This is a genomic window from uncultured Shewanella sp., assembly GCF_947501225.1.
Lineage (GTDB): Bacteria > Pseudomonadota > Gammaproteobacteria > Enterobacterales > Shewanellaceae > Shewanella.
In genome coordinates this window covers 1-4,681 of sequence record NZ_CANMUW010000034.1, presented here as the reverse complement: position 1 = coordinate 4,681, position 4,681 = coordinate 1, and the positions used below count along the sequence as shown (strand labels likewise).

Annotated in this window: 2 protein-coding genes; both read right to left on the bottom strand. The window is 46.7% G+C overall.

The window, feature by feature from the left end; translation table 11 throughout:
- On the bottom strand, positions 1-2,369 hold a 2,369-nt coding region (locus Q1B47_RS21775; protein ID WP_299798825.1), incomplete at its 3' end, for a retention module-containing protein.
- Positions 2,370-2,656: 287 nt separating this feature from the next.
- Positions 2,657-4,681 (bottom strand): type I secretion C-terminal target domain-containing protein (locus Q1B47_RS21770; protein ID WP_299798823.1); only part of this gene is annotated, 2,025 nt, incomplete at its 5' end.

Genomic DNA, 4,681 nt, shown 5'->3' with positions numbered 1-4,681 from the left:
CCATCGAGCAGATCGCCGCTGTGCAGGGCACCATCCTCATTGAGCTCAACCACTTCACTGTCATCGGTGAAAGCATCATTTACTGGAGTTACAACAATACTCAGTGTTGCTGAGGAGCCAGTATTGGTGGTGTAGGTGATAACTGGGAGTGAGCCATTCCAATCTTCGTTTGGTCTGAATGTATAGCTGCCGTTAGAGTTAATCACTAGTGAGCCGCCAGTTAGTGTTACCTCAGTTCCCGCGCTGTAGCTGGAGCCGTTTACATTAAAACTGGTGACGGTGAGTTCGTTATCAACATCCGAGTCGTTGGTTAATACATTACCTCTGGCGACGCTGTCTTCAGCAATGGTATTGCTGTCATTGGCTAGTACGCTGGCGTCATCGACAGGGGTGACCTCGATAGTCAGCGTTGCCGTAGAGCCGGTGTTGGTGGTGTAGGTAATGACCGGAACTGAGCCGTTCCAGTTTTCATCGGGCGTGAAGGTGTAGCTGCCGTCTTCACCGATAATCAGCGTACCACCGTTGAGGGTGACCTCTGTGCCTGCGCTGTAGTTGGTGCCATTAACCTCGAAACTGGCAACGGTAAGCTCGTTATCCACATCCGAGTCATTATCTAACACATTACCCGTCGCAATACTGTCTTCAGCTATGGTATTGCTGTCATTAGCAAGTACGCTGGCGTCATCGACAGGGGTGACCTCTATGGTTAGTGTTGCCGTAGAGCCGGTGTTGGTGGTGTAGGTGATGACCGGGACTGAGCCGTTCCAGTTTTCATTAGGCGTGAAGGTGTAACTGCCGTCTTCACTGATAACCAGAGTGCCGCCTTCTAGCGTAACCTCTGTGCCTGCACTGTAGTTAGTGCCATTAACCTCGAAACTGGTAACGGTAAGCTCGTTATCCACATCCGAGTCATTATCTAAGACATTACCCGTCGCAATACTGTCTTCAGCTATGGTATTGCTGTCATTAGCAAGTACGCTGGCGTCATCGACAGGGGTAACCTCTATGGTTAGTGTTGCCGTAGAGCCGGTGTTGGTGGTGTAGGTGATGACCGGGACTGAGCCGTTCCAGTTTTCATTGGGCGTGAAGGTGTAGCTGCCGTCTTCACTGATAACCAGAGTGCCGCCTTCAAGCGTAACCTCAGTGCCTGCGCTGTAGTTGGTGCCATTAACCTCGAAACTGGCAACGGTTAGATCGTTATCCACATCCGAGTCATTATCTAACACATTACCGGTCGCGACGGTGTCTTCATCTATGGTATTGCTGTCATTTACCAGCACACTGGCGTCATCGACAGGCGTGACCTCTATGGTCAGTGTTGCCGTAGAGCCGGTGTTGGTGGTGTAGGTGATGACCGGGACTGAGCCGTTCCAGTTTTCATTAGGCGTGAAGGTGTAACTGCCGTCTTCACTGATAACCAGAGTGCCGCCTTCAAACGTAACCTCAGTGCCGGCACTGTAGTTGGTGCCATTAACCTCGAAACTGGCAACGGTTAGCTCGTTATCCACATCCGAGTCATTATCTAACACATTACCCGTCGCGACGGTGTCTTCATCTATGATATTGCTGTCATTAACAAGCACGCTGGCGTCATCGACAGGCGTGACCTCGATGGTTAGTGTAGCCGTAGAGCCGGTGTTGGTGGTGTAGGTAATGACCGGAACTGAGCCGTTCCAGTTTTCATCGGGCGTGAAGGTGTAGCTGCCGTCTTCAGCAATAATCAGAGTGCCGCCTTCAAGCGTAACTTGTGTGCCTGCTAAATGAGTGTCACCGTTAACTTCAAAGGTGATGACACTCAGATCGCTATCTACATCGGAATCGTTATCTAATACATTACCCGTTGCTACACCATCTTCATCGATAGTAATGCTGTCATCTATTAACTCTGAGGGGTTATCGATGACGCTTTCATCCACATTGCCGTCAGCAGAAAACTCACTTTGTGCGCTTCCATCGGTTGTGAACCCAGATGAGGCAATAGTCTCATCTCCGCTACGACTTAATGAGATAAAGTCCGTGCCGCCCTGGTTAGCATCTGTTCCGGCGCCAGCTGCCGTATCGGGCAGGCCTGCAGTAGGGTCTTCACCGGAAGCGATTAAGTCCTGAAGTGCCTGGATCTCATCTAAAGCGCTTGAATTGCTATCAGCTACCAACTCCTCAGAATCCAGGGCTGTAGGTGAAAGGTTGGAGTATGTCGTGCCATCTTCAAAAGAGATTTCAACTTCAGCGCCGTCTTCAATATATAGCGTGGAGCCTTTCGGTAGCTGTTCACCTGGAGCAATATTTTGCCTTCCATTTGCAATTTCAATGGTGACGTTTCCATTAGCAAGCAAAACTTGTCCGTGTTGTGCAGTAACTAAAGATTTCATTCATAACTCCAAGCGAGTAAGCATTAACCGTGCGGCCCAGGTAAAAACTAGATATCCAAAAGAGGCGGCAATATAAACATTTGACCAGAAATCTTAACGTATGTATCTATGCTGGTCAATTTTTTGACAGTGCGTGCATAGGTAAATACCACTTTTGTATTAGCTTTTGATAAAGTTAGTGTTTTAAATACGACGAAGCCACTAAATATAGTGGCTTCGTGTTACTTGAACGCTTTGGTTTTGTAGACTTTTTAGTGCTAAAAAGTACTGTTTTACCTTGCTGTTGCCTATGGAACGTCAACAATCAGTGCATCGTCATCGAGTAAGCCATTGATGATTACTGCGTAGTCTGCGTTATCATATGACCCATCTATTGTGACACCATATTCAGTAAATAGATCCACTCCTGTTAATATAATCGTGACGGTTTCACCACCGTCAAGACTACCATTTGTATCTAATGTGATCTCAGTATTTCCTCCTGCAAAGTTGAAGATGAAGTATTCATCAAGTACTCCAAACTCTTCATCGACTAATATGTCAGAGAGATCGAGAGCATCGTTGTTTATGTCAAAGTTGGTAATGGTATCTGTACTACCATCCGCCGAACCAACCTCCCAGACAACGATATCTCTGTCAGCATCAATACCAACATCTATAGCATCAGAGCCTTCTCCACCGATAAGCAGATCTCCTCCTAATCCGCCAGTTATGGTGTCACCGCCTAATCCGCCAAAAATATAGTCAGCATCTGCTGTGCCTGGTAGCACGTTTGGATCGTCGTTTCCAACTATGGCATTGTAGTCTTCAACATCTGGGGCTGGATTTAAGGTTACAGAGAAATTGCCAAACTCATCGACTCCAAATACATTGTCGCCATCGGCATCTGTGGCTGTGTATGTGAAATCAATATCAATAGCCGACTCGGTGATGGTACCTGTTGAGGATACACCTATAACCTGGAAGTCATTGCTACCATCACTAGCATGGAAGATTTCGATAGATTCAATCAGGTCACCATTTGGTGCTACTACACTTATTTCGAATGTACCATCGCCATTCACGCCATCAAGCTGACCTAATATTGGATCAGAGACATCACCACTAGCATAAGTCACAATATAGTAGAAGTTACTGATTACCCCCACCCCTGTATGGTTACCATTATTATTGGCTCCAAGTTCAATTATCGCGACGTTGGTTCCACCAGATTCTGGAGTAGTGTAATCAAATTTAATTGACTCTCCGTCATCTATCGAGGTTTTGTCTCCCACACCAATACCATGGTTATTGGAGTTAATGCTTTCAGCAGCGCCTTCGTCGCTACCAGTCATTGTTGCGATGAGGTTCGCCGCATCATCACCTTTGGAGAAAATCTCACCAGTAGCGTCGACAAAGTAAGCATCATTGTTACCCGCAGGAGCGGTACTCAGGTCATAATCAACGGTGACTTTAAGCTGAATCTCTTCAAACATCACCAGCTTATAATCATAATTTCCGTTTCCGTCAGGAACGGCCGTTAATGTGAAGACTATGCTGTTATCAGCCAGAGATCTGGCAACGAGAGTTACATCGTCTTCCATTACGTAGGAGAGCTTTGAACCCTCATGAAGAAGGTTGTCCTTTACGCTATCCGTTACGTCAAAGACGATATTTCCTAAACCATCGGCACCTGGGGCGAATAGGTTCCCGGTGATATATTGACCTATAGCGTTAAACATCTCGGGCTCAGCCAGTGGCTCTAACTGATCAACCGGGGAGTCATCCTCAACATTTACGATAAATGTTGTGTCTACACTGTTATTAACCTCATCAGAGATATTGACCCCGAACTCGATAGGCATCGACAGTTCGGTGTTATCGCCATACAGATGATCCAATGGAGCAAGAAGGAGCATGGTATAAATGACACTGTATTCATTATTTCCATCAGAGCTGATAGCACCTAATGAGACCGTCATTACTACAGTTCCAGCTCCGGTTTTACCGGTGAGGGTTGTTCCATCCCACTCCCAGACGTTAACATCGGCTCCACCTGATGTTAGACCGCTAGCTCCACTTAAGGTAATGGTAAATGTGTCGCTATCTATATCGGTAAAGCTGATTGTTCCGTTTGCTGTTACAAGGTCTGTCGTGTCATCAGGAACCGGAAGAGCATCTATCAGTCCGTAAAGTAAACCCTCTTCTGACACATTTATGGGTGTCGTTGCATCTATTACTGGAAGATCATTGGTACCTGTGATGGTAATGGTCAATGTTTCGGTTAGCGACTCAGTACCATCGGTGGCGGTATAGGTAAAGGCTACCTGAGC